Source organism: Vibrio sp. EA2, from assembly GCF_033042495.1.
Taxonomy (GTDB): domain Bacteria; phylum Pseudomonadota; class Gammaproteobacteria; order Enterobacterales; family Vibrionaceae; genus Vibrio.
In genome coordinates, this window is sequence record NZ_JAWLID010000001.1 from 511,851 (window position 1) to 536,401 (window position 24,551).

20 protein-coding genes are annotated in these 24,551 nt (G+C 45.1%); 13 read left to right on the forward strand and 7 right to left on the reverse strand.

Going from position 1 to position 24,551, the window contains the following annotated elements:
- Positions 1-94: 94 nt before the first annotated feature.
- The 3 genes from RXX31_RS02310 to RXX31_RS02320 form a co-directional block, all read right to left on the reverse strand.
- Positions 95-1,357 carry a hydroxymethylglutaryl-CoA reductase gene (locus RXX31_RS02310; RefSeq protein ID WP_317587474.1) on the reverse strand — a complete coding sequence of 421 codons (1,263 nt, stop codon included), beginning with the start codon at positions 1,355-1,357 and terminating at the stop codon, positions 95-97.
- Positions 1,358-1,523: 166 nt separating this feature from the next.
- The gene (fdhD, locus tag RXX31_RS02315) at positions 1,524-2,354 is read right to left on the reverse strand and encodes a formate dehydrogenase accessory sulfurtransferase FdhD (protein WP_317587475.1); all 831 of its coding nucleotides are present in this window, start codon (positions 2,352-2,354) and stop codon (positions 1,524-1,526) included.
- Between the two features lie 44 nt (positions 2,355-2,398).
- A complete protein-coding gene (locus RXX31_RS02320) occupies positions 2,399-3,283 on the reverse strand; it encodes a LysR family transcriptional regulator (protein WP_317587476.1) in 885 nt (294 codons plus the stop codon).
- 630 nt (positions 3,284-3,913) lie between these two features.
- Here RXX31_RS02320 and RXX31_RS02325 point away from each other — a divergent pair.
- Positions 3,914-6,238: an FdhF/YdeP family oxidoreductase gene (locus RXX31_RS02325; protein WP_317587477.1), complete on the forward strand. Its 2,325-nt coding sequence runs from the start codon at positions 3,914-3,916 to the stop codon at positions 6,236-6,238.
- Positions 6,239-6,350: 112 nt separating this feature from the next.
- Here the strand turns inward: RXX31_RS02325 and RXX31_RS02330 are convergent, their stop codons facing one another.
- On the reverse strand, positions 6,351-8,054 hold the full coding sequence (locus RXX31_RS02330) for an FAD-dependent oxidoreductase (RefSeq protein WP_317587478.1): 1,704 nt from the start codon (positions 8,052-8,054) through the stop codon (positions 6,351-6,353).
- A gap of 64 nt (positions 8,055-8,118) precedes the next feature.
- Positions 8,119-8,304: a DUF2892 domain-containing protein gene (locus RXX31_RS02335; RefSeq protein WP_014234195.1), complete on the reverse strand. Its 186-nt coding sequence runs from the start codon at positions 8,302-8,304 to the stop codon at positions 8,119-8,121.
- A 177-nt stretch (positions 8,305-8,481) separates the two neighbouring features.
- Between RXX31_RS02335 and RXX31_RS02340 the strand changes: the two genes are divergently transcribed.
- The 5 genes from RXX31_RS02340 to RXX31_RS02360 all read left to right on the forward strand — a co-directional run bounded on the left by RXX31_RS02340 (position 8,482) and on the right by RXX31_RS02360 (position 14,129).
- Entirely contained in the window at positions 8,482-8,790 is a 309-nt protein-coding gene (locus RXX31_RS02340; protein ID WP_317587479.1) for a metalloregulator ArsR/SmtB family transcription factor, read from the forward strand.
- Between the two features lie 63 nt (positions 8,791-8,853).
- Positions 8,854-9,273 carry a YeeE/YedE family protein gene (locus RXX31_RS02345; protein ID WP_317587480.1) on the forward strand — a complete coding sequence of 140 codons (420 nt, stop codon included), beginning with the start codon at positions 8,854-8,856 and terminating at the stop codon, positions 9,271-9,273.
- A 10-nt stretch (positions 9,274-9,283) separates the two neighbouring features.
- Complete coding sequence (locus RXX31_RS02350; protein WP_317587481.1) at positions 9,284-9,739, forward strand: YeeE/YedE family protein; 456 nt, start codon at positions 9,284-9,286, stop codon at positions 9,737-9,739.
- A gap of 29 nt (positions 9,740-9,768) precedes the next feature.
- Entirely contained in the window at positions 9,769-13,077 is a 3,309-nt protein-coding gene (locus tag RXX31_RS02355) for an efflux RND transporter permease subunit (RefSeq protein WP_317587482.1), read from the forward strand.
- A complete protein-coding gene (locus RXX31_RS02360) occupies positions 13,074-14,129 on the forward strand; it encodes an efflux RND transporter periplasmic adaptor subunit (protein ID WP_317587483.1) in 1,056 nt (351 codons plus the stop codon). Before RXX31_RS02355 ends, RXX31_RS02360 begins: the two co-directional genes overlap by 4 nt.
- Before the next feature lie 229 nt (positions 14,130-14,358).
- Here RXX31_RS02360 and RXX31_RS02365 read toward each other — a convergent pair whose 3' ends face one another.
- Complete coding sequence (locus RXX31_RS02365) at positions 14,359-15,231, reverse strand: endonuclease/exonuclease/phosphatase family protein (RefSeq protein ID WP_317587484.1); 873 nt, start codon at positions 15,229-15,231, stop codon at positions 14,359-14,361.
- A gap of 308 nt (positions 15,232-15,539) precedes the next feature.
- On the opposite strand from RXX31_RS02365, the gene nrdD reads away from it, so the two are divergent.
- From nrdD to RXX31_RS02390, 5 genes are all read left to right on the forward strand, one after another.
- Complete coding sequence (nrdD, locus tag RXX31_RS02370) at positions 15,540-17,660, forward strand: anaerobic ribonucleoside-triphosphate reductase (RefSeq protein ID WP_317587485.1); 2,121 nt, start codon at positions 15,540-15,542, stop codon at positions 17,658-17,660.
- A gap of 79 nt (positions 17,661-17,739) precedes the next feature.
- Positions 17,740-18,210, forward strand: coding sequence for an anaerobic ribonucleoside-triphosphate reductase-activating protein (gene nrdG, locus RXX31_RS02375; RefSeq protein ID WP_317587486.1), 471 nt, complete (start codon positions 17,740-17,742; stop codon positions 18,208-18,210).
- A 332-nt stretch (positions 18,211-18,542) separates the two neighbouring features.
- On the forward strand, positions 18,543-19,397 hold the full coding sequence (locus tag RXX31_RS02380) for an AraC family transcriptional regulator (protein WP_317587487.1): 855 nt from the start codon (positions 18,543-18,545) through the stop codon (positions 19,395-19,397).
- A gap of 157 nt (positions 19,398-19,554) precedes the next feature.
- Positions 19,555-20,742, forward strand: a complete 1,188-nt coding sequence (locus RXX31_RS02385; RefSeq protein WP_317587488.1) for an amino acid aminotransferase — start codon at positions 19,555-19,557, stop codon at positions 20,740-20,742.
- Between the two features lie 12 nt (positions 20,743-20,754).
- Positions 20,755-21,429: a RimK/LysX family protein gene (locus RXX31_RS02390; protein ID WP_317587489.1), complete on the forward strand. Its 675-nt coding sequence runs from the start codon at positions 20,755-20,757 to the stop codon at positions 21,427-21,429.
- 65 nt (positions 21,430-21,494) lie between these two features.
- On the opposite strand, the gene RXX31_RS02395 is transcribed toward RXX31_RS02390, so the two are convergent.
- Complete coding sequence (locus RXX31_RS02395) at positions 21,495-22,031, reverse strand: hypothetical protein (RefSeq protein WP_317587490.1); 537 nt, start codon at positions 22,029-22,031, stop codon at positions 21,495-21,497.
- A 246-nt stretch (positions 22,032-22,277) separates the two neighbouring features.
- Here RXX31_RS02395 and RXX31_RS02400 point away from each other — a divergent pair, with 246 nt between their 5' ends.
- Together RXX31_RS02400 and modA are read left to right on the forward strand one after the other, a co-directional pair.
- Positions 22,278-23,729, forward strand: a complete 1,452-nt coding sequence (locus RXX31_RS02400; RefSeq protein ID WP_317587491.1) for a cobyric acid synthase — start codon at positions 22,278-22,280, stop codon at positions 23,727-23,729.
- Between the two features lie 59 nt (positions 23,730-23,788).
- Positions 23,789-24,550 (forward strand): molybdate ABC transporter substrate-binding protein, encoded by a 762-nt coding sequence (modA, locus tag RXX31_RS02405; RefSeq protein ID WP_317587492.1) that lies wholly within the window; start codon positions 23,789-23,791, stop codon positions 24,548-24,550.
- Position 24,551: the final 1 nt, after the last annotated feature.

The window sequence follows — 24,551 nt, forward strand, 5'->3', positions numbered from 1 at the left end:
TGAGAAAGACCAACGAGTACCGAGTAAAATAGGGCGGGATGATTTTCTGCTGTGGGAGAGTACGTATCAGAGAAGTTTCTCTGGCTACATGGTGTTATTTTCTTGCCAGCTTATGATGAGCTCGGGAAAAATGATCCGCACAAAATGCGCCAATAATAGAGAGTTCACCTGCGAGGCATAACGCAGCAGTGACTTCGGCAAGGGCTTTGGCTTTTCCGTTTCCATGCAAACCGAGAATATCCAGGCAGGCTTTTTGTGTTGGCAGCCCTGTGCCGCCACCAACGGTGCCTACCATAATATTCGGCAGAGTAACACTAGCGTATAGATTGCCTTTTGCATCGACTTCCATTCGAGTAATCCCAACTGCAGATTCAGCGACGCAAGCGGCATCCTGACCACATGCAATATATAAGGCTGCGAGTGCGTTCGCGTAGTGAGCATTGACGCCTATCGTGCCACTCAATAAACCACCCACGGTGCTCATGTGGGTAAACTTAGCCATTGATTCTGGCGTTGTATGCAGGTACTTCTTGACTAATTCTGCAGAAATCGTGACTTCTGCAGAGACTTTTTTACCACGTACAGACCGCAGAGTATGCGCGTTTGGCTTTTTGTCACCCGAGAGGTTACCATCGAGAAAAGCTTGAACTGGCTTAACCGGGCTGACCGCTAAAATATGATGGAACACTTGGTTAGTCGCTATGGTCACCATATTCTGACCAGAGGCATCACCAGTGACATACTCAAAAACTAAATAGACATGATTGCCTTCGATATTAACGTTAATGTCTTTGAGCTTTCCGTGCGACGTTGTCGACTCTGCAATCTGACAAAAGGTATCGAACTGAGTCGTCACCCAGCCCACAAACTGTCCCGCTTCAGCCAAATTATTAAAGCCAAACACTGGCGTACGGCTCACGGCCTCACTAAGTAACAATGCACTGGCACCGCCAGCAGCCGTAATTAAGTTGGCACCACGGTTGTAAGAGGCCACCAGAGCCGCTTCGGTTGTCGCGAGTGGTACTAAGTAATCATCATTGGCATATAATCCATTTACCCGCAGGGGGCCGGCTATACCAACAGGCACATTTACCGTTCCGATAAAGTGCTCGATATTACTTGAATACGATTCGCAGTGTTCTTGAGTAAAACCATCGAGAAGAAGATCTTTGTCAGTGATGTTCTCCAGTGCAGCCCAGCGACGTGACAAGTGCTGTTGTGACAACCTAGGGCTTAAGCAAAGACGTTTTTCTGACCGGTGAAATTTTGGTTCGAGAGCGGATTGGATTTTACTACTGGTCTCAATATCAGAAAGAGCGGAGTTTTGGGCGGTACTATCTAGGTTTAACTTCGGCATACAAACGTTCACTGAAAAATCGAACCAGAGATTGTAGTGATTGCTGCCTTGATTACAACGTTGATTATACGTTTTGCAACAAATACCACGGATAATCCGTGTTAATAAGCGATAGGTTTGCTATGTTGCTGTATAGAATAACCGTCTCCAACATACCAAGCCATGATTATGGTGCTGGGCTATAAAGTCTTGGTGCTCCCTGTTTTGGTAAGTGAATCAGGTTGAGGTGATTTCTACGTGCCCATTCCACGGTTAATGCGGTTGGCGCTGACAAACAAACTAATGTAGGGATTCGAGCACGTACCGCTTTATGGATCAACTCTAAACTACAACGGCTAGTCATGATCGCGAAGCCACTTTGTGGTTCGATGTGATTATTAGCCAGTGCGCCGATAAGTTTATCTAACGCGTTGTGACGACCAATATCCTCTCGGCAGGCCAAGATATTTCCCTGTAAGTCTGCAAACAGTGCAGCATGTAGCGCACCGGATTCACGCGCGGCATCTTGGTGTAAAGCAACTTTCTCGCGTAACCCTTCGAAGGCATCGGGACGAGGGGGAAGTGAAGGAGTCAGTGGCTCTAAATCAGGCAAAGCTTGCTCTAGCGCTTCAACGCCACATATTCCGCACCCGGTTGTTCCTGCAAGGTTTCTTCGCTGAGTTTTTAAGGACCAGAACGCTCGGTTGCTGATTTCTACTTCCGCGTAATGCGATTCATGGTCACCGCCTATTTCAATATCTTTAATCTCTTTAAAGTCGTTGATGATTCCTGCGCTAAGGCTGAACCCTTTAACAAAATCTTCTAAATGCCCCGGTGTCACCATCATTACGGCTTGGCTAATGCCGTTATAACTAATCGCTAGGGCCGATTCACTGGCAAGCGAAGTTTGCTGCAAAGGACGACCATCTTTCATTTCACGATAGTTAAACGCGTTTGGCTGAGGCGGTGCCTGATTAAAATCCGACAGTTCAAAGTAAGATTGAGTGGTACATCTCATGAAATCACCTCATACACCACGCTCGTTTAATTCGTGCGTGCTATCTATTGATTAAATATGGTTTTTGCGATGGAAAAGCACTGATCTGTCAATGCAGAAAAAGGCTCTTGTTTGCGTTTTAACAAGCCTAAAGGTGCGTGAACGGCCGCTTCTTCAATCGGAACGATTTTGAGCGTATCGTTTAACTCTTCAAGGCCACAATTTCTGGGCATGATGGCGCAACAAAGGCCACTCGTTACCGCTTGGACAAGGTGAAACGTCGAATTACTTTCAATGACCGTTTGAGGTACCAGCCCTTTGCTAATAAAGCTGATATCAATCGAGTGACGGTAGTGCATCCCTTTCGATAGCAAACCAAGCGGGATAGTGTTCAGTGACTCCCACATCACTTCAGATTCAGCAAAATCGAAATAACGCTCGTCAAATAGCACACCTAATTTTGTTGAGTCCAATTCAATAACGTCAAAATAGGCCGTGTTCACCTGATCGACGTAGCACATGCCTAAGTCAAGTTGGTTGCGATTGAGCTGGTCTATGATCTGCTCTGTCGTCATGGAGAGGATCTGAAATTGCAATTCAGGGAACGCTTCCGCAAGCGGTTTGATCAGCTGCATTGGGTTCTGACTGGCTAAAGGAACCATCCCCAGCCTAAGCGAGCCGACCAGTTGTCCTCTGCAATTAGCTGCTTCTGCCTGTAAACCATCATGTGCGGCCAATACCGTTTTTGCCCAGGCTAAAATACGCTCTCCAGCCTCCGTAAAGCCTTCAAAGCGTTGACTTCTTTGGATTAGTTCTAAATCCAGCTCTTCTTCTAAGCTTCTCAATCGCATCGAGAGTGTTGGCTGAGTGATGTGACACAATGCCGCTGCCTGACCAAAGTGCTTGGTTTGTTCAAGAGCAATCAGGTATTTAAGCTGTTTGATATCCATACTGGCTAATCTAACCTTGCTTTATGAGTCACGGTAACGGGCAACACGTTTTGAATAGGGCTGTCTAGACGGTCTTTCGAAAACATCTTGCTTTTTACTGGCTGCTCTCAATAGGGTAAAGTCAATAGAAAAAGCATATTCAAAATTGATCTAAATCAAGGCTATTCCCGAAACGGACTAGGGTCAAATTTAAAGTATCTATAGAGTAATAGATGGTGTCTATTAAGAATTACCATGAAATGACTAAGTCGAGCGCTAGATCTCATTTTAAATACGTTAAAAAACGCTTCCCCTGATAAATTGAATTGATTGAAAATGTGATGAATGTCTTATCTTGATGTCCTGATAGATTTTGTTTATCACTCGGTCAGGGATATCAATTGGACGCATATTAAATAACGACTTAACCTTTGATTCAGATCAAAACACAGCATTAAAGATTGTGTCTGAACATTCTGAGACAGTAGACGGGTATCAGAAATCATACAATCTGGACAAGTAAAGGCTTCATCGATACGAGCTTTTACTTGTCCAGATTGAAAAACGTCCCTTCATCACTCCCGCGACATAACGCGCTTGTTTTCTAGGGCAGCCTGTTTGCTGTTGTTCCTGTATACGAGGAGTAAAGTCGTGAGCCAAAAAGAAAAAATAAAACAATACAAAGGTCCAGCTGGTGGCTGGGGGGCGCTTAAAGCGGTAACCAGAAGCTGGTGGGGAAGCGAAAACGCGGTAAAAAACATCCGCACCATGATGAAAACCAACCAAAATGGCGGTTTTGATTGTCCTGGCTGTGCTTGGGGTGAATCTCCTGAAAGCGGCAAAGTGAACTTTTGCGAAAATGGCGCAAAGGCCGTTAACTGGGAAGCCACCAATCGCCTCGTTGATCCGGAATTTTTTGCTAACCACAGTGTTTCTTCTCTTTCTACTCAAACTGATTACTGGCTCGAATATCAAGGGCGTATCACGCACCCAATGAAATACGATGCCGAGTCTGACCACTATGTCCCGGTTTCTTGGGACGAGGCATTTGAGTTGGTGGCAAAACACCTTAATGATCTGGAGTCGCCACACCAAGCCGAATTTTACACATCAGGCCGTGCCAGTAATGAAGCGGCGTTTTTGTACCAACTATTTGTACGCGCATTCGGCACCAATAACTTTCCTGACTGCTCAAACATGTGTCACGAAGCCAGTGCGTTAGGAATGAAAGACACGATTGGCGTAGGCAAAGGTACGGTTATTTTTGATGACTTCGAAGAAGCGGACGCTATTTTCGTTATTGGTCAAAACCCGGGGACCAACCACCCACGTATGCTGGAGCCACTGCGCGAAGCGGTGAAACGTGGTGCGCAAGTTATCTGTTTTAACCCATTAAAAGAGCGTGGGTTGGAGCGTTTCCAAAACCCACAGATGCCAATCGAAATGCTCAGCAACGGATCAGAGCCAACGAATACGGCGTATTTGCGTCCTGCTCTTGGTGGGGACATGGCGGTGTTCCGTGGTATTGCCAAGTTCCTATTACAATGGGAGCGTGAAGCATTAGAAACCAGTGGTAAAGCCGTGTTCGATCGTGACTTCATTAAAGAGCACACCATTGGTATCAATGACTACTTAGCAGAAGTCGATGCTACATCATGGGAGCACATTGCTGAGCAATCTGGCTTAGATCTGAGTGAAATCGAAACGGTCGCTCGCATGTACTTACGCGCTGAACGTGTGATCATGTGTTGGGCGATGGGTTTGACCCAGCATCGACACTCTGTGCCAACGATTAAAGAAGTGGCTAACGTGCAAATGTTACGAGGTAACGTCGGTAAGGCCGGAGCGGGTCTGTCACCCGTACGTGGGCATAGTAATGTTCAGGGTGACCGCACGATGGGTATTGATGAAAAACCATCTGACCAATTGCTTGATAGCATTGAGCGTCGATTTAACTTCGAAGTGCCTCGTGGTGTTGGTCACAATACAGTTCAAGCTATTAAAGCGATGGAAGAAGGGCAAGCGAAAGTATTTATCGGCTTAGGCGGAAACTTTGCCCAAGCGACTCCGGATACCGAGCGTACTCATGATGCAATGCGAAACTGTAATCTAACCGTTCACATTTCGACGAAACTCAATCGTTCGCATTTGGTGACGGGTAAAGATGCATTGATTCTGCCTTGCTTGGGCCGCACTGAAATTGATACTCAAGAAAGTGGGCCACAAGGTGTAACGGTCGAAGATACGTTTAGCATGGTGCACATTTCTTATGGTCAGCTGAAGCCTCGCTCTAAAGCTCTACGTTCAGAGCCTGCAATTATCGCAGGTATCGCAAATGCGACGCTAGGTACAAACCCTATAGATTGGAATTGGGCGATAGAAGATTATGGTCGAATTAGAGATCTGATCGCGGACACGATCCCGGGCTTCACTGACTTTAATAACAAGCTTAAAAATCCGGGTGGTTTCCATTTGGTGAACCCGGCTGCTGAACGTAGATGGAACACGCAAAGCGGAAAGGCACAATTTAGCAACAGTGAACTGCCTAAACAGTTGATCAGTGATGCACTATTAGAAAAAGGGCAGAAGCCTGATCTTATCTTGCAAACCATGCGTTCACATGACCAATATAACACAACACTTTATGGTTTAAATGACCGCTATCGTGGTGTATTTGGTATGCGAGAAGTTTTGTTTATCAATGAAGCGGACATCAAAAAGCTTGGCTTTGAATCCGGCGATAAAGTGGACATGGTTTCGCTATGGGAAGATGGTGTGGAGCGCCGAGTGAGCGGATTTACGTTGGTTGCGTATGATGTTCCTGCCGGTCAGGCTGCCGCTTACTATCCAGAAACAAACCCATTGGTACCACTGGATAGCTATGGGGACAGAACCTTTACGCCAACTTCGAAGTTCATTGCGATTAAGTTGGAAAAATCCACATCAGATGAGATTGCGCTTATTGAAACAGAATAGCTGACAAACATAGCACTACAACATTCGGGATAAGAAAAACGGCTGATAATTTTATCAGCCGTTTGTTTATGTATCGTACTAGCGTTTGTCGGCTAGTTTACAGCACTTGCGATCATGCTTTAGCAAACTTGTAAGTGCGGTAACCACCAATCAGGTTACGTGCTTTAAAGCCATTGTTGGCGAGCTGACGGTACGCGACGTTGCCACGCAGACCCACTTGACAGTAAATCACTATCTCTTTGTCTTTTGGCAGTTCGTCCATACGATGACGTAATTGATCGACAGGAATGTTGATTGCATCTTTAATAAAGCCGACACTCTCAAGCTCGCCAGGGTTACGTACATCAAGTAACACTTGGTCATCAGTCAGAGAATCCATTTCATCGTAATGAATTGCTTTTGCGTCGCCTTTGATGATGTTATTCGCAACAAAGGCTGCTTGGTTAATCACATCTTTCGCACTGCCGTAAGGTGGCGCGTAAGTCAGTTCCAGATGCTGTAACTGTTCTACCGTCATACCTGCACGCTGTGCCACTGCCATGACATCAATACGCTTATCGATACCATCTTTACCTACGGCTTGAGCGCCTAAAATCTTGCCTGATTTAGGATCAAACAACATTTTGAATGACACCACTTCTGCGCCAGGGTAGTAGCTCGCATGACTCGCGGTATGAACGTACACTTTTTCGTAGTCCATGCCCGCACGTTTTAGTTGTTTCTCATTTTTACCAGTTGAAGCAACCGCTAAATCGAAAATCTTACAAATCGCCGTACCTTGTGTACCTTGATACGTTTCGCTACGTCCTAGCATGTTATCTGCAGCCATGCGGCCTTGACGGTTTGCCGGACCTGCTAATGGTACTAATGTTGGTTCGCCAGTGACAAAGTCTTTTTCTTCAACTGCATCACCCACAGCATAAATCGAAGGATCGCTGGTTTGCATGTATTCATTGGTAGAGATACCACCTAGGGCTCCGATTTCTAAGCCAGCTTCTTGGGCGAGTTTGGTTTCAGGTCGAACACCAATTGCCATAATCAGAATATCGGTTGTCAGTGTTTCACCGTTATTCAATGTTAGCTCTAGTTCACCGTTTAAGTGTTGGTGCTTTTCACTTTCACCTGAGTCAAAGCTGGCAACATGCTCGTTAGGTACGAACTGAACAGACTCAAGTGCCACGCCAAGTTTGAGGTCGATGCCTTTGTTTCGAATTTCGGCGTGAGCAAATCCTGCCATTTCACGGTCGACAGGTGTCATCACCTGATCTGCCATCTCGATAAGCGAGGTTTTGATACCGAGTTGATGGAAAGCCTCCATCATTTCTAGGCCAATGAAACCGCCACCGACCACTGTCGCATGTTCTGGTTTGTTCATATGGATCGTTTCAATAATGCGATCCATGTCTGGGATATTGCGTAGCGAGTGGGTGAGTGGGTTATCGAGACCAGGAATTGGCGGAACGATTGGGCCTGCGCCCGGGCTAAGTAGTAAGAAGTCGTATGATTCTTGGTACTCTGAGCCATCAAGAAGATTCTTTATTGTAACCGTTTTGTCCTGACGGTTTACCGCGACCACTTCATTCATCACACGAACATCAACATTAAAGCGTGCTAAGAAACTTTCGGGTGTTTGTAGTAAGAGTTTACTGCGTTCTTGGATATCACCACCAATGTGATAAGGCAGGCCACAGTTTGCAAAAGAAACGAAAGGACCACGCTCAAACATGATAATTTCTGCGTCTTCACTTAGACGACGCGCACGTGCTGCTGCAGATGCGCCACCAGCGACACCACCGACGATTAAAATCTTAGTCATTATTAACTCCAAGTTTTAGTATGAGCTGACTTACATATTGTAGAGCCAGCTCGAGATATTCAGGTTATCTAAAACCAAATTTCTTTAAAAAATACGCGGCAGGACAAATTCCGGTATAAGCACTCTGAATTAGGTTAGCGCCAATAAACACGGTAAACCAAATGAAGTTACTGTGAACGAATACGGTGAGTAGGACCGAAACTAAAATCATGGTACCGGCAAATACTCTTACAGCATTTTCTAACGTCATAACTCTTCTCCTTAGAACTGTTCAACTGAAACAGCCATCCTTTAATAATCTCACTATAATTACCTAAATTAGAAATGTCTAATGTTAATTTAACTAAATTCATATAAGCTAATTTAGTGTTGACTAAATATTGTTATTTAGTAATATCTAATTTAGTTGTTAATGTAGAGGTGAGTCATGAGCTATACAGCAATGGACGTAGCGGCGATGAAAGGCAGCGCAATTGAAGCCGCTGATCTACTGAAAGTAATGGCGCATCCGGAAAGATTGATGGTCTTGTGCCAGCTAACACAAGGTGAGGTTGGTGTAGGAGAGTTACAAAAACACTCTTTCCTGAGTCAGTCCGCCTTCTCGCAACATTTAACCGTGTTGCGTAAGCACAATTTAATCAGCGCTCGGAAGTCGTCACAGCAGGTATTTTACTCGTTGTCTGAACCGAGAGTTGAGTCATTAATTAAAGCACTGCATGGCGTTTTCTGTAGTTAGCACTATGCAGTGAATAATTTACGTTAAATCAAAAATTTAATCTAAAAGTAATAGAGGTAAATAATGTTAGACGTCATTCCATGGGAATCGTTGTTTGGTGGCATCTTATTGGGAATTTCTGCCACGGTTTTGTTGTTGGTTAACGGTAAAATTGCCGGTATCAGTGGAATTATGAATGGCATTATGGCCCCGAAGAAAGGGGATTATTCATGGCGACTTCTGTTTGCAGTCGGCATGATTGTCGGTGGCTTTGTGAGTGTTTTATTGCTCGGCGTAACCGTGCCAAGCACAGCGAACCTTTCAATAGGTTTGGTATTAGCGGCGGGCGTACTTGTTGGTATTGGAACCAGACTAGGTAACGGATGTACCAGTGGTCATGGCATTTGTGGCATGGGGCGTTTGTCTAAGCGCTCTATCGTTGCAACATGCGTATTTATGGCCGTTGCCGGACTGACCGTTTTTGTTCGACTTCACCTAGTTTAAGAGAGATTCCATGAACAACACTATTTTTCGTATTGCTGCGCTTGTGAGCGGTGTTTTATTTGGTATGGGCATGGCCGTTTCGGGCATGATTGATCCTGCGAAAGTTATTGGATTTTTGGATATTTCTGGAAATTGGGACCCAAGTTTAGCTTTTGTGATGGGCGGCGCACTGGCTGTGTTTATGCCAAGCTACTTTTTAATTATCAAGCCGAGAAAACAATCAGTTAGCGGTGCTGAAATGTGTACCCCAACCAACACAAAGATCGATTCTCGATTGTTGTCTGGTGCAGCGATCTTCGGTTTGGGTTGGGGGTTGGCCGGTATTTGTCCGGGGCCTGCAGTGGCGAGTTTGGCGTTAGGTAATGTCAGTATTGTTTTGTTCTTTGTTGCAATGCTGGCGGGCTCAATGTTTGCGAAATTGGTTATCAACTCGCGTGAAGTGAAGATGAAAACAGCCAAAGCATAAATTATGTGATCAAAAATGGAGGGAATAGGATGCCCGCAAATCAGAAGCGAAGTTTTGTTCAGTCTGTGATGAACAGCTTTTTCCCTCCGATCATGATCTTACTAGCCTTTATGGTCGGCGCGGCGGCGCTGTGGCTAACGCCAAAGGAAGAAGATCCTCAGATCGTGGTACCTATGGCTGATGTTCTGGTTTCTGCACCGGGCCTGAGTGCTTCACAAGTCGAAAATCAAATCACAGAACCCCTAGAGAAGTTAGTCAGTCAGATAGATGGCGTTGAATACGTTTATTCCTCGTCAATGGAGGGCGCTGCTCAAGTTATTGTGCGTTTTTATGTCGGTGAAAACCGTGAAGACGCTTTAGTCAAACTCTACAACAAACTCTACTCCAACCAAGATAAAGTCCCACCTTCCGTCACTAGCTGGTTAGTGAAACCGGTTGAGATTGATGATGTGCCCATTGTGGTCGCAGCTCTCTATTCAACGGATCCATCCATACTCGATCGTCATCAACTCAGAAGAATCGCAGATCAGGCGACTTTAGGTATTAAATCGCTTGATGCGACCAACAAAGTCGAAGTCATTGGCGGTGAACCGAGAAAAGTTCAGATTGAACTCGATACCGTTGCGATGGCGAACTTTAAAGTCACTATCGACGATCTTGAACAGGCAATCCAATACAGTAACGCGAAAACCCAGGGTAAAAATATCCAGGTTAACGGGCGTAATTTCACTTTAGAATCTGGACAGTACCTTATCAGCGCGAAGGATGTTGGTGATCTTGTTATCGCGGTACTCAATGGTAAGCCTGTGTATCTGAAAGATGTGGCGAGAATCTATGATGGAGCCGGTGAGGCAACGTCAGATACCTGGTACAGAGACAAAAATAGTGACCAAGCCCTTCCTGCCGTGTTTATCTCGGTCGCTAAGCAAAAAGGTTCCAATGCGGTTAACGTCGCGCAGGCGGTGAATGACAAATTAGCTCAGCTAGAATCGGAGCAGTTTCCACCCCAAGTTAAGGTCGCCATCATTCGTGACTATGGCGAAACTGCGAATGCAAAAGTGAATAACTTGGTTTCCAGTCTTGGTGTTTCCATTCTGACTGTTGTGGTTTTCGTGGGTTTATTCCTGGATTGGCGAAGTGCATTGGTTGTGGGGATCGCCATTCCGATCAGTTATGGTGCCGCGCTGGGGATGGACTTGCTTTTTGGTTACTCCATAAACCGGGTAACGCTGTTTGCGTTGATCTTAGCGCTCGGTTTGATCGTTGATGATCCAATCGCCAGTATCGACAACATCGAACGCTACTTAAAACGGAAAGATATAAGCCGTACTAAAGCGATTGTATTGGCGATGGCTGAAATTCGCAGCGCGTTATTAATGTCTACTGTAGCGATTGTCATTGTGTTTACGCCAATGTTTTTTATAACCGGTATGATGGGCCCGTATATGGCGCCTCTGGCTTTTAACGTGCCGATTAGTGTGATGTTCAGTACTGTCGTCGCCTTTATGATTACGCCTTGGCTTGCGAAAAAAATTCTCACTGGCGCGCAAGAAAGCGGTCATTACGATATCCAGTCCTCAACCATGTATCGTTTGTACCGTCGCGTATTAATCCCGTTATTGGAAAGCCGTAAAAAAGCCTGGGCTTTCCTTGGAGTGGTCGCGTTGTTATTTGTGCTGGCCGCATTGTTACCTGCATTGCGTTTGGTACCACTCAAACTGCTGCCATACGACAACAAAAATGAATTCCAATTGGTATTAAACATGCCGGAATCCTCAAGTTTTGTAGATACCTCCAATGCGTTATCCAGCTTTTCTGATTACCTGATGACGGTTCCTGAAGTAACCAGCGTGTCTGGGTTTTCTGGTACCGCTTCGCCAATGGATTTTAACGGCATGGTGCGTCATTACTTCATGCGTAGCGAGCCATACCAAGGTGAATTACGCATTGTATTAGCGCCGAAACAACACCGCTCTATGCAATCACATGAAATTGTTACTCGACTACGAAGTGACTTAGAACACATTGCAGAACGTTTTGACGCCGACATTCAATTGGTTGAGGTACCACCGGGGCCGCCTGTTATCGCGACGATCACAGCAGAAGTTTATGGCGATGAGACAACCTCTTATGAGGAGCTAATGACTCAGGCCAAGAAAGTGGCGGAACGCTTGCGTAAAGAACAGTTAGTGTCAGAGGTGGATACCAGTGTACAAGGGGATTTAGAGACCTGGCAGTTTGTGGTTGATCAGGAAAAAGCCGCACTGTCTGGTGTCTCGGTAGCGGAGGTGAATAACACGTTAATCACAGCGGCGAATGCCAAAACCCTGGGCCATATTGCCGATCGCAGGGAGCTGAACCCGCTGCCGATTGAAGTTCAGTTGCGTCGTGAAGACCGCGATGATTTAAATCGATTAGAGCAGCTGTATGTTCGCGGCAGACCGGGGATTGCAAAAGTGGAAATGGGCGGCGCAGTTGTGGATGCTCCTCAACCCGTTGTTCAGCTCTCAGAGATTGGACATTTCGTGAAACGTCCAGCGGATAAACCGATATTCCATAAAAACCTCAATCCGGTTGTGTATGTGTATGCCGAAGTCGTTGGGCGTGTACCTGGTGAAATCATTGCGGATGTAATAGCTGACCAGGACACCGAACATGCGAGTGACGCCCAGGTTCACTGGCAAGATCGTACTTACTTAAACAATGGTGCTGGCGTTGCTTGGCGCGTTCCAGAGAATATTCATGTTGTCTGGAGTGGTGAAGGTGAATGGAAAATCACGGTGGATGTATTCCGCGACCTAGGCATCGCATATGGTGCCGCACTATTAGGTGTATTCGTGGTTATGTTGATTCAGACGGGTTTGCCTGCCGTGTCTGGAATCATCATGTTGGCCATTCCTCTCACCGTTATCGGAATCATGCCGGGTTTCTGGATATTGAATATCTTAAGTAATGATATTGGCAATTACCCAAATCCTGCACTATTCACTGCAACGGCAATGATAGGGATGATCGCATTGGCTGGTATCGTTGTACGTAATTCTCTGGTGCTTATCGAGTTTATTCAGCAATCGCTGGAAGCGGGTCAGGGCTTACATGAAGCATTAATTGAGTCTGGTGTGGTGCGTATGAGGCCAATACTGCTTACCGCAGGGACGACGCTGTTGGGTAATATCATTATCACCCTTGACCCCATTTTTAATGGGCTGGCGTGGGCTATTATATTTGGTATTGCGGCCTCGACGGTATTTACACTTCTCGTCGTTCCAGTGGTGTACAACCTCGCATACCAGAACACAAAAGGACATGGATTGCCTCAGGTGGAGGAAGAACAATGAAATTAGATAACAAATTGCTGGGCATCATTTTAATTATCGTGCTCGCGCTTCTTTTTCTTTATATGGCTGGTTTTTTCTCCGAAAAGTTACCCACTGAGCATGCAGCGAAAACCAACGTGATTGATGCTAATTCAGTCAAAACCCACGAGATGATGTTGACCAGTGAGCCGGTTGTAAGGGAGTTTCCTGGTGTTGTGGTTGCCGATCAGCAAGCTGATATTGCCGCGCGACTTACGGCCTCTGTCGTAGAAGTGTTGGTTAAAGTGGGTGATAACGTTAAGCAAGGCGATGTGTTAGTGCGTTTAGAAAGCGATGATTTAGATGCGAGAGTCCGTCAGAGCGAGCAGGCATTGTCTTCTGCACAAGCGCAACTAAATGCCGCACGTAAAGAGTTTGCACGTGTTAAGACACTATTGAATCGAAAACTGATACCTCAATCGCAGTACGACCAAGCTGAGAGTACTCTGCAAACGGCGCAAGCCAACTTCAATCGTTCTCAAGCGGCAGTCTCCGAAGCCGAGACCACCTTTGGTTACAGCATTATCACCGCGCCATTCGACGGTTTAATCACTCAGAAACCGATCAACAAGGGAGATACCGCAACGCCGGGGTCACTCTTGCTCTCAATGTACAACCCGGAATCTCTAGAAATAGAGGTGAATTTCGCTGAGTCAGTTATGCCTTACGTTAACTACGATAAACAGGTGAACGTGGCATTTCCTTCTTATGATGTGAGCGCAGTTGCGACGATCAGAGAAGTGACGCCTTCCGCGGACGCGAATTCACGCAGTTATACGGTCAAATTGCAATTTGAGTCACCAAATACGGTATACCCAGGAACCTTTGCAAAGGTTGCGCTGACCTTAACGGACGATGTGGTTTTACGCATCCCGCAAGAAGCTGTTTATCAGGTAGGGCAGTTGGATTATGTGAAGGTGTTGCAAGACGGTGGCGAAGTCGAAACGCGTTTAATTCAGTTGGGCGAGTTGGATAGAGTCAGAACAGGATTGAAGCAGGGCGATGTCGTGATACTTAATCCGAGAGAGCTATAATTTGCTATGTATTAAATATTCAGTATTCTGGTCAATGCCGCTCGCTTAACCGCGAACGGCCTATTCAAACCAATCCGTCCTCCTGAACAGCGACGAAGGAGCGTGAGTCAGGAGCTACTTTACGAGCACTTTGTTGGCAAAACTATTTCTGATACTTCTCAGCAAACAGATGCTAGATTCCTAGTCTCGCTAATGCTCGCTGGAATGATCAAGGGTGGTATAAGGGAGCTCAGTTTTTAGACAGCCTGACCTGCGCACTCACAGGACAATGATCACTCAACTGATAATCCAGAACATCTTGAGACTTAAATATCACCTGTTTGGCTGGGTGCGCTGTTAGATCACCACTCACAATGATGTGGTCGATAACCGATCGGAACTGATGTGTTTTGTTTGGGTTACGATTTGAACGAACCTTACATTCTGCTTTGGTATTTTTTGTCGCTAGCCTAGCGCTGGTATTTGATGTCATTGTCGACCATAGCCAATCACCTTGATAATCGAGATTGTGGTTAAAGTCTCCTAATATCGCATATTGCTCTTGGTTCTTCTCGCGAGCCTTTATCCAGTGAGCTAGTGCTTCGCCTTGCTGTTTGAGCGTTTTACATTCACGACTGTTTTTATAAGCGCCGCTGCATCCCGCTTTTAGATGAACGGAGAGTAGGTGGGTTTCATTCCTCTCATCCGGGTTTAAAACAATATAGCTCGCAAAGCGTAATTTGCTATTGCCTCGAGTGATTGAAAAATCGGAGGGGTCCGATACCGGGATGCCTTTACGCACGGCAAACCCTGTGTACTGGTTTGTGTTTGAGAACTGCAAATGTTTATTGCCGGGCTGAGCTCTATCCGAAAAGTAAATATCGTAGCCATTTCCCACAACTTTCTTAATCGCAGCTTCACTATCGACTTCTTGGAATGCTAATACATCAGCTTGTGAGTTACTCACATATTGATTGAGTTTGGCAAAATCGTTCTCGGTTCTCGATACTTTTCCACCGTTAATTGCTAGCCATTCAATATTCCAACTGGTTATGTTGATTGAATTTTGAGCAAATGAGGCGGAACAAAAAACTAACATGGCTGTAGCAAAAAGTGATCGCATATTGGCTTATTTCACTCCCGTTTTAGTGCGTGTCCCTTTGTAACCTTTATCCTATAAGACCTCTAAAAAAAGCAAGTGTATTACGTACCAATTTTGCAATTTTCATGGATTTCTTTTTAATAAAGGGCATCTGCAATAAGATCGATTTGTTCTTATCCGCTACCCAATTTTTGTTGATCAAAATCAATGTTTTCGACTGGTGCTTCTCGTTAAATACGCCACAATATATTGTGGCTCAAGAATAATAAATCACCCCATATAGTGTGTTTGTGGATAACTCTGTGAGTATGCTGGGTAAGGAGAAGAAAGTGAAACCAATCGTAATCAAGCGTGACGGCTCAAGAGCTCCGTTCAACAGGGATCGTATTCAAGCAGCAGTCGAAGCCGCGGCGGAAAACAAAGATAAAGATGTCGCCATTTATGCTCTCAATGTTGCTCTTGCTGTCGAGTTACAGCTAAAAGATCACGATGAAGTTCACATCCATGAGATTCAGGACTTAGTTGAAAATGAACTCATGCAAGGTCCTTATAAATCTCTGGCTCGCTCTTACATCGAGTACCGCCATGATCGCGATATTGCTCGAGAGAAACAGAGCGCACTTACTCGTGAAATTGAGGGCCTGATTGAAGAAAGTAATCTCGACCTGATTAATGAAAATGCGAATAAAGATGGCAAAGTGATTCCAACTCAACGTGATTTACTGGCTGGTATCGTTGCGAAACACTACGCGAAAACTCACATTCTTCCTCGCGATGTCGTACAAGCGCATGAAGTGGGTGATATTCATTACCACGACTTAGATTACGCACCATTCTTCCCGATGTTTAACTGTATGCTGATCGACCTAAAAGGCATGCTGACACACGGCTTCAAAATGGGTAATGCAGAAATTGATACGCCTAAGTCGATATCTACAGCAACCGCAGTAACGGCACAGATCATCGCACAAGTTGCGAGCCATATTTACGGCGGCACAACGATCAACCGTATTGATGAAGTACTCGCCCCATACGTAATGACAAGTTACGAGAAGCATCTGAAAATTGCCAAAGAGTGGGACATTGCTGAGCAGGAAGAGTTTGCAAAAGCGCGTACAGAGAAAGAGTGTTACGACGCGTTCCAATCACTTGAGTACGAAGTAAACACATTGCATACCGCAAATGGTCAAACGCCATTCGTTACTTTTGGCTTCGGCTTAGGTACAAGCTGGGCGTCTCGTTTGATCCAGAAATCGATTCTAAAAAACCGTATTGCGGGGCTTGGCAAAAATCGCAAAACGGCCGTGTTCCCAAAACTGGTATTCGGCATTAAAGACGGTCTGAACCACAAAGCTGAAGATCCAAACTACGACATTAAACAACTTGCGCTTGAGTGTGCCTCTAAACGTATGTATCCAGATATTCTCAACTACGACAAAGTGGTTGAAGTGACGGGTTCATTCAAAACGCCGATGGGTTGCAGAAGTTTCTTGGGTACTTATGAAGAGGACGGAGAGCTTATCCATGAAGGTCGTAACAACCTTGGTGTTGTGAGCTTGAACCTGCCTCGTATTGCCATACGTGCCAAAGGAAGCGAGAAGAAGTTCTACGAGCTACTTGATGATCGCCTTCGTTTAGCGCGCAGAGCGTTAGAAACTCGCATTACGCGTCTGGAAAACGTGAAAGCACGCGTCGCGCCAATCCTTTATATGGAAGGAGCATGTGGTGTTCGTCTGAAAGCGGATGACTCTATTGCCGAGATCTTCAAACATGGTCGTGCTTCAATTTCACTGGGCTATATCGGTGTGCATGAAACGATTAACGCACTGTTTGGCAACGAAGCGCACGTGTACGACGATGCGGTCTTACGTGAAAAAGCGGTTGAGGTGATCAAACACCTAAAAGATGCAGTGAATCAGTGGGCAGACGAAACCGGCTATGGTTTCAGTCTATACGCGACACCAAGTGAAAATTTATGTAGTCGTTTCTGTCGTATCGATACCAAAGAATTTGGTGTGATCGAAGGGGTGACAGATAAAGGCTACTACACCAATAGCTTCCACTTAGATGTCGAGAAGAAGGTAAACCCTTACGATAAGATTGACTTTGAAATGCCGTATCCAGAAATCTCCAGCGGTGGTTTTATCTGTTACGGTGAATTCCCAAACATGCAACGTAACGTTGAAGCATTAGAAAACGTGTGGGATTACAGCTATACCCGAGTGCCTTACTACGGCACTAATACGCCTATCGATGAGTGTTACGAGTGTGGGTATACGGGGGAGTTTGAATGTACCAGCAAAGGTTTTACCTGCCCAAGCTGTGGTAATCATGATTCCACCAAAGTATCGGTAACGCGCCGTGTGTGTGGTTATCTTGGTAGCCCTGATGCACGTCCGTTTAACTTCGGTAAGCAAGAAGAAGTGAAGCGCCGAGTGAAGCACCTTTAACCAGTAACGGAAACAGCATAAAGAAAATCAACCTTTTCGGGTTGATTTTCTATTTTCACAAACCTAATGAGACACGACAATGAATTACCACCAATACTATCCAATTGATGTTGTAAATGGACCGGGTACGCGCTGTACGCTGTTTGTTTCTGGTTGTATTCACCAGTGTCGAGGTTGTTATAATCAATCAACTTGGCGTGTGGATTCTGGGCATGTATTTACTCAAGAGCTCGAAGATAAAATCATTGCTGATCTAAATGACACGCGAATTAAGCGCCGGGGCTTATCGTTGTCGGGAGGCGATCCGCTCCATCCGGCAAACGTGACCTATACCCTCAAACTAGTGAAACGAGTGAGAGAAGAATGCCCGGGTAAAGATATCTGGGTTTGGACAGGTTACACATTGGCAGAGCTTGACGATGCCCAAAGAGAAGTGACCCAATACATCGATGTGCTTATCGACGGTAAGTTTGAGCAAGATAAGAAAGACCTGAATTTAGAATGGCGCGGCAGTGCTAATCAAGTGATACACCATTTTAAGCATTTTTAAACTAGACAGAAGAAGCTGGTCATAATCAATAGATAGACCAGTAAATAGAAAAGGCACATTCGTAAATAGCGAGTGTGCCTTTTTAGTTAGTGTAAGTCGCTTTGTCCATCCTTCGATGGTTGCAATAAGCCGTTTGCAAAATGTTTTGTCGATGTGCCCACTTGTTAAGAGCCTCGCATTTCTCCATCAAGAATAGTGCGTGTAGTTTATCCCCATGATCTCACGTTGTATTTTTTAAAGGTATCCGGAGCTTTTGCAGAACTCGCAATGGATCTGAGCCCTTAAATCTAATGTTGCCAAGACGTAATAAATACCGTGTGAGACATCGAAATATGGAAGAAAAACAAGAGTGTTACTCCATTTCCGAAAAAACGTATCAGGAAATGATCGACCACACACGAGTTTTGGCGTTAGAAGAACGAGGCATCGTTCAATGCGGTATCGCAACATGCCGAGATTTCTTTTCGGTGTACAGAAAAAACCAAAGAAAACACATGCTGCTCTACACCGTGCGTGGAAAAGGTTGGCTGGAAAGCAAAGCATGTCGCTATGAACTAGAGCCTGGCTCTCTGGTTATCGTCCCCGCTGGCGTTGAAAATGGGTTTGGTATGGAAGACGAAACCTGGCAGCTAGCCTGGGTCTTTCTTTCACAGCATACTGACTGGCCAATGGTCGGTGATGAAATTAGTTACCAGCTGACTCCTGTGCCAGAAGTGATGTATGCATGCATTCAAACGCTTCTACGTAGCATTAACTTACCTATTGATTATAGTGGTACGGTAAGTGCCCACAGCGTCGCTCAACTGGAGGTGATGCTAAACATGCCGCAGTCCGACTCTGTTTCGCGCAATCTATTAAAGTTGCGCCGCGTATTTGATCTTGTCCAAAGGCAACTACATAAAGAATGGACAGTGGAACAGTTAGCTGCGCTATATCCTTGCTCGGCAGCACACCTCTACCGAATAACTCAACAGCATTTTGGGCGAAGTCCGATGGCTCATTTAACGCGCATGAGGATGGAATACGCCGCAAGGTTGTTGCGCTCCACAGAATGGCCGATTCAGCACATTGGTGAAATTGTTGGTTATCCAACCAGTGCAAACTTCAGTACACGTTTTCGCTTTTGGTCTGGGATGACACCAAGAGAATTCAGACAAAATGGACGCATTGAGATACTGACCGAGTAATCACTCGCTGTGTTTGTAACCAATGGGTGGTACAACACTTCGTTGGATACAGAATTTTGTCCTCTAATTAACGAAATTAGTGAAAAATCATTTCGCCATTTTAAATGATAATGTTAACGTGAAGTCTGTACTTGAATTTCAAAGGGTTGTGACTTTCATGTTTTCTAATCTACCAACTCCTGTATTAGATCCTATTTTATCTTTATCCGTTGCTTACCGTAACGATGAACGTCCAAACAAAGTTGATCTTGGTATTGGCGTTTACAAAAACAGCGCAGGCGAAACGCCAATCATGAAAGCCATTCAGATGGCGCAAGACGTTGTTGTAAAAACTCAAAAAACCAAAGCTTACGTTGGCCTTGCTGGCTGCGAAGAGTTTAACCAAAGCATGGTTGATCTTTTGTTATCCGGAACCTCCGCAATGGATCGTGTTGCGGCAATTCAAACTCCAGGGGCAAGTGGTGCTTTGCGTATGTTGGGCGACTTAATGAAAGTTGCACAACCCGATACGACGGTATGGATTTCTAATCCAAGCTACGTGAATCACAAACCTGTGATGGAAGCTGCGGGCCTCAAAGTAAGGTTCTACCATTACTTCTCTCCAGAAACCAAGCAAGTCGACACCGCGAAAATGATCGATGATCTGTCTAAAGCTGGACCTTCTGATGTCGTGCTACTTCATGGTTGCTGCCACAACCCGACGGGTGCAGACATTGATTTTGCTGCTTGGCAAGCAATTACTGAGTTATCTCAGAAGAATGGCTTTACACCTTTTGTTGATATCGCCTACCAAGGTTTTGGCGATGGTCTGGAAGAAGATGCGAAAGGCCTTCGTTTTATGGCCGATAACGTTGAAGAGATGCTAATCACGACTTCTTGCTCGAAGAATTTTGGTCTTTATCGTGAACGTACTGGTGCTGCGATTGTCGTCGGTAAAAATACTCAAGACGTCACTAACGCGAAGGGTAAGTTATTAACGTTGGCTCGTTCTACTTACACCATGCCGCCAGATCATGGCGCTGCATTGGTCAAAACCATCCTTAAAGACGCGAACCTAACCTCAGTCTGGAAACAAGAATTGAGCGAAATGCAGCAGCGTTTGGTGAGTCTTCGTCAAAACTTGTGTAACGAACTGAGAAATAACCATAATACAGATCAATTTGACTTCATTGAGAGTCACAAAGGCATGTTTACTGTGCTAGGCTTTACTGAAAAGCAAATGGCGCATCTGCGTGAAGATTATGCCATTTATGGTGTTGGTGATGGCCGAATTAATATCGCAGGTCTAACCGAAACACATATTCCTTACGTAGCGGACGCGATCAATAAAGTCTCTCAACTTTAATTCGGAGTGTGGATGAAAAACTGGAAACTGATTCTGCCGCTTATGATGAGCGGTAGTTTAATTGCTTGTACGTCAACGCAAACGACGACGGAGCCTGTTGAGCCAGAAATGCCTGAAATAGAACAACCTGTCGTGGTAGAGCCAGAAGTTAAACCAGAGGTTGAGCCAAAGCCAGAAGTCGAACCAAAACCGGAAATAAAGCCAGAGCCGAAACCTGAGCCAAAACCAGAAAAGCCAGTTAAGGTACAAAAAACGCCTGACGGTATGCTTATTCTTGGCTCGGAAGAGTGGGTTTACGCACCGGGCATTGATGAAACGTTTAAAGCACGTGTAGATACTGGCGCAACGACATCTTCAATCAGTGCGCTCGATATCGTACCGTTTGAACGTGATGGCAAAGATTGGGTACAGTTTAAAATCGACCTCGGTGATAAGGCGAGTAAAGAATTTAAAGTACCTGTTGAACGCTGGGCTAAGATCAAACAGTCATCATCAGATGACGTCAATAAACGTGCGGTTGTGATGGCCTACATTCAAGTTGGTGATTACAAGGAGAAGACGGAATTTACTTTGGCCGAAAGGGGTCACATGAAGTTCCCAATGTTATTGGGCCGTAGCTTCTTCAGAGATATTGCGGTTGTGGATGTATCGAAAAAATACGTTCAAGACAAACCGAGCAATAAATAGCAACATGATCAAAACTGAAATGGCCTCCAAAATTGGAGGCCATTTTTTATTCAAACGTTTTGTTTTTAAAACCCAAAGCGGGCGGACATCACGAGTTGCTGTCCATAAACACCGTTGTTTTTTAAATCAGCGCCCAGTGCCAACTGCTGAGTAGAATGGAATCGCGCCCCGAAGTTATAGACGGTATGGGAATCGTCGCTGTCCATTAACTGGCCTAAGCGAGCGTGAAGCTCAACATTTTGCGTAAACCAGATACGAGTACCAATATTGACTTCTCCGTGCCATTGGTCACCCACTTTATCGCTACTAGCCTGTTTAATATTGTGCAGTAACATCTGACCATAAATATCAGCAAATTGTCCGGCAGGGCCATTAAACCCAATACCACCGGCGACATCCCAATCACCGCTGAACTCACTATCAGCGCGACCAATAAAGTGGGTGTTCTCGGTAAAGTAGCTTGTAAACTCGCCACCAAAGGTCGCAGGACTGGTACCCATACGGACTTCGAACGTATTGTAGTTAAAATTATTGGCATAAGAAGAAAGTGGCAGCATAGCGCACAAACCAAAGGCCGTAACCTTTAGCACTTTACCTAGCATGGTGACTCCAGATCAGATCATTAAAATGAACATGGAGCAAAGCAAAAACCAGACCATAAATGATAATAGTGTCAGTTTTTAACTACTTAGGGTTATTACCAACCAGCTAATTGCCATTTCTCACCCGCAACCCTAATTCAAAAAGTAAATAATAGGGCTATTCACCTTGTTCTTCTGTTCATTTTCTTGAGTAACATGCAACGATAACGTTATGATTGCTCATCTATTTTGTCTCTAAGAATACTCATGAAATCAGCGATTCCTTCTTTAATGGTTCAAGGCACGACATCGGATGCCGGAAAAAGTGTACTCGTGGCAGGTTTATGCCGTGTATTAGCCCGAAGAGGGATTAAAGTTGCCCCATTCAAACCACAAAACATGGCGCTCAATAGCGCGGTAACCAAAGATGGTGGTGAAATTGGACGAGCTCAGGAAGTTCAGGCACAAGCCTGTAATATTGAATCCAGTGTCCACATGAACCCAGTACTAATCAAGCCGAACAGCGATACAGGGGCGCAGATCATTCTGCAAGGCAAAGCTTTGTCTGATATGGACGCGGCGGGCTTTCATGATTACAAAAAAGTCGCGATGAATACTGTACTTGATTCCTTTTCGCGACTTACCCAAGAGTACGAGTCGATTATGATTGAGGGAGCAGGCAGCCCGGCAGAGATCAACCTGAGAGAAGGGGATATTGCCAATATGGGCTTTGCAGAAGCTGCTGACGTTCCAGTCATCATCGTCGCTGATATCGATCGGGGTGGTGTATTTGCTCACTTATACGGCACCTTAGCGTTACTTTCAGAATCGGAACAAGCACGTGTGAAAGGCTTTGTAATCAACCGGTTCAGGGGCGATATTCGTTTGTTACAATCAGGCTTGGACTGGCTTGAAGAAAAAACCGGTAAGCCCGTTTTAGGCGTACTGCCGTATCTACATGGTTTCAATCTCGAAGCTGAAGACGCGATCACAGATCAACAAGAGTTAAACTCCGAAGTAAAACTCAATATTGTGGTACCTATATTAACTCGCATCAGTAACCATACGGATTTTGACGCGTTACGCCTTAATCCAGATATTAACTTACGTTATGTGGGCAAAGGCGAAAAGATCGATAAAGCTGATTTGGTTATCCTGCCAGGTACAAAATCGGTCAGGGACGATTTAGCGTATTTAAGAAGCCAGGGTTGGGATAAGGATATATTACGCCATATTCGTCTGGGTGGAAAAGTCATGGGCATCTGTGGCGGTTACCAGATGCTCGGCAAAACCATTGATGATCCTGATGGTGTGGAGAGTGCGCCAGGAGTAAGTGAAGGTTTAGGACTGCTCGACGTCCACACGGTCCTCACTGGCAGTAAGCAACTGACCAAGACACAAGCTGTCGTGAGCCTAGATGGTAAGCGTGCTACTGCAAAAGGCTACGAAATTCATGTAGGCCGAAGCGAAGTGTCAGGAGTACAGCCACTTGAACTTGCCGATGGGACTTTCGATGGAGCACTCAGTGAATGCAGCCAGGTTATGGGAACCTATTTACACGGTTTCTTTGACGAGGTAGATATCCTTAATCTTATTGCTGAATGGGTCAATGGCGCTCAAATAAAGCAGCAAAATTTCCAAGAGCTTAAAGAGCTCGGTATAAATCGTATTGCCGATGCGATAGAAAAACACATGAACTTAGATTTTTTGTTTAAATAGTGCGTTAACAATATGAACATAAGTTCATTTTTTGGCTTGTCTGGTAAAGGAATCTAACAATGAAAGCGTGGAAAACACATTGCTGCCTAACGGCAATATTAAGCGTGGCATTTTCAACAAACGCAGAAGAAAAACTCAAAGTTTACGCAGCCTCTTCTATGACCAATGCGATCGACGAGATCGTTCAAAACTTTGAAGACAAGTTCGACGTTGCGGTTACACCTGTTTACGGTGGCTCCTCGTCTATAGCCCGTCAAATCATGAACGGCGCACCTGCTGATGTTTTTATCTCGGCAAATACCAAGTGGATGGACTATTTGGTCGATGAAAAGGTGATTAACAGTGACGGTGTCACTAATTTGGTCGGTAATCGTTTAGTGTTAATCGCACCAAAAGCATCGAACGCCAGCGAATTTAATTATAACAACGGCCAAGCATGGCAAACTGCGTTGAGTGATGGACGTCTTGCGCTCGGTAATCCAACATCGGTACCTGTGGGTATGTACGCCAAAGAATCTCTGACTACACTGGGTGTATGGAAAGATATCGAGTATAAAGTCGCACCAGCAAAAAATGTTCGCCTTGCGTTAGCTCTGGTCGAGCGCGGAGAAGCGCCATTAGGTATTGTGTACAAAACAGACGCATTGTTAACGGATAAAGTTAAAATCGTATCGGAACTTGCAAGTGACACACACTCTGCAATCGTTTACCCCGCGGCGATTGTTAATGACTCAACGGAATCGCAGCAGTTCTTCCGCTATCTGAGTACAGATGATGCCAAAGATGTCTTTATCAAATATGGTTTCAGTAATAAGGATTAAG